Origin of the sequence: Weissella sp. DD23 (assembly GCF_001579105.1) — a bacterium.
In the GTDB taxonomy this organism is placed as follows: domain Bacteria; phylum Bacillota; class Bacilli; order Lactobacillales; family Lactobacillaceae; genus Weissella; species Weissella cibaria.
Window position 1 is genome coordinate 136,629 of the sequence record NZ_KQ970393.1, and the last position, 2,661, is coordinate 139,289.

General features: G+C 44.9%; 2 protein-coding genes. Both read right to left on the bottom strand.

Going from position 1 to position 2,661, the window contains the following annotated elements; genetic code table 11:
- Positions 1-38: 38 nt before the first annotated feature.
- Entirely contained in the window at positions 39-1,658 is a 1,620-nt protein-coding gene (locus WEIDD23_RS06650; protein WP_010375055.1) for a peptide ABC transporter substrate-binding protein, read from the bottom strand.
- A 429-nt stretch (positions 1,659-2,087) separates the two neighbouring features.
- On the bottom strand, positions 2,088-2,661 hold a 574-nt coding region (locus WEIDD23_RS06655; RefSeq protein WP_062358857.1), incomplete at its 5' end, for an MIP/aquaporin family protein.

Below are 2,661 nucleotides of genomic sequence, written 5' to 3' on the forward strand. Positions count from 1 at the left end.
AAAATGTGCGTGCCATCTTTTGTCATCCAATCATCCCCCTATTTCTTTTCAGCGTGCTTCCAATCAAAGGTTCCCCCGACTGGATTGACGTAAACACCCTTAACATCTGGATTCTGTAACGCCGTGATCTTTGAGTACGTCAGTGGCGCAACCGCACCCTGCTTTTCAGCATATTGTTCAGCAGCAACCAAATCCTTGTAACGTGCCGCCTTATCATTAGCATCCGTGACCGTCGCCTTGCGATATAGCTCGTCATACTTGGGATCAGACCAACCCGTCAAATTCCATGAAGCCCCCGTAACCAATGTTTGTAGCATATCGACTGGGTCCGTGTAATCCGCGTTCCAAGTCGAGAGTCCCAAATCGAATTTTCCTGCCTTGGTCAACGCACTAGTCTGCTTAGCGGGCACTGACTTCACACTCACTTGTAAGCCCTTCAAATTCGTTTCCAATTGTGACTGTAGATATTGTCCTGTTTGCTTAGCCGCATCCGTATCACCTGTTAACAAGGTCAACTTCACGGTCTTCTTACCCGTTTCCTTCAAACCAGCAGCCCATAACTTAGCTGCCTCCGCTTTGTTATAGCTAACGTACTTCGTGTGGGCCGTGTCGACAAAATCCTTACCCGTATTTGGATCCTTCGTTAATCCCTTTGCCACAAAGGTCTTGGCTGGTTCAGCAGCCCCCGTTAGCACGTTTTTCGCCAACTTTTCACGATTTACTGCATAAGACATCGCTTGACGCAACTTCACATTTTTCAACACTGGATTCTTTTGGTTCATCGTCATATAAGTTGTCGCTGCGGTATGAACCGTCGTAAACCCATGCTTGTGCTTAGAGTTACGTGCTTGGGTAGCATTTAACTGCGCAAAATCAGCTTTACCGGCATTATACAAATTGAAACTTGTCGTCGCATCTGCCGTTGTGGTGACATTTACAGCTGGCGTCTTAACAGCATCGGCATCCCAGTAATAAGGATTTTTAACATATTGGTATGTTGAACTTGAGCCATCCCACTTCTTCAAGACATATGGACCACTTGCTAATGAATCCTTAGCCGTCGTTCCGAACGCCTTACCAGTCGCTGTGACAAAACTTTCCTTTTCTGGGAAGAAGTACATCATCGCCAACTCAGCTTTCAATTGTGGCAACGGCCGATCCAACGTGACTTGCAACGTTGTGTCATCAAGGGCCTTCACGCCTAATTGGTTCATATCAGTAACTTTTCCTGATTGGATAGCATCCGCATTCTTGATACCGCTAAAGAACATCGATCCGATTGCCGCCGTCTTAGGATTGTTTGTGCGTTGCCAACTACAAACAAAATCATGCGCCGTTAATTGTGATCCATCGGACCACTTTAAATTGTCACGCAACTTAAATGTCCACGTTAACCCGTCATCTGAGACATCTACTGATTGTGCGGCCGCCAATTCTGGTTGTCCACTTGTACCAACACGATACAATCCTTCACCAGTGGCTTGCACCGCATTTTGTGATGGGATATCCGCTACGTTTGAAGGATCTGTTGTCTTCAAGTCCCCCGTCAACGTCCAATTCAATTCCTTACCGGCCGCATGCGCCACTTGTGTGCTAGCACCTGCAACTGCAACCAAAGCAACTGACATCAATACTGAATTCTTAACAAACTTATTCATAACCTACACGCTCCTATAATTTGGGTGGGACGAGTAATAGTTTGAGCTCAAAAATATATAAAAAAACGGCTAGTATTCTGCGCAAAATACTAGCCGTTACTCGTTTACAAAGTAATTAAATTTGGCTAGCCATGTTAACTGTGTAGCAGTTTCATGGCTAGCAAGCATCTCAAAAAGCCAACCATCACTGCGAAATAATAATAATAATCGCAATAATAATTGGGGCAACCAACGTCATAACATTCAATTTTTCAACAGACACGTTCTTCATGACGTCGTCCTCCCTTTTCTTGATGTTTCTAAGTATACGCAGTTTATGATAAGTGTCAACACTTCATTCTAATCTTTTTCTAATTAAATTAAGCGCCACCGTATACAAAAACCGCCCATGACCAGTTCACGCGTCATGGGCGGTTTATTATTTAACAATTAGTCTTCTTCTGAACCAAGACCAAACTTAGCAATTACGGCTGCAACCGCACCACCAAGCAAAGGACCTACGATGTAGGCACCGATGTGAGTCAATGCAGTTGATGAACCGAACATTGCAAAGAATGCGGCTGGGGCCAATGAACGAGCTGGGTTCAATGAACCACCCGTTGCTTGCAAACCAAGCATGATCAATGCACCCAACGTCAAACCAATGATCATTGGTGCCAAAGCTGAGTTCTCAGCGTTCTTCTTTGACGTAACCATCAAGATTACCAAAACAAAGACAAACGTCAAGAATGCTTCAATCAACGTAGCTGACAAGAATGAAACTGGTGTGTTGTAGTCTGTTTGACCAAAACCAACTTGCTTGATTGTTGCAGCAGTTGCACCAAAGGCCTTCATGAAGCCAAAGATAACAGCTGAACCAGCAAAAGCACCAATGATTTGGGCAACGACGTAACCAATAAATTCAACCCATGAGATACGACCGTTGATGGCTTGTGCCAAAGAAACGGCTGGGTTAAAGTGACCACCTGAGATTGGGCCAAAAGCGTATGCTCCGGCTGCAACC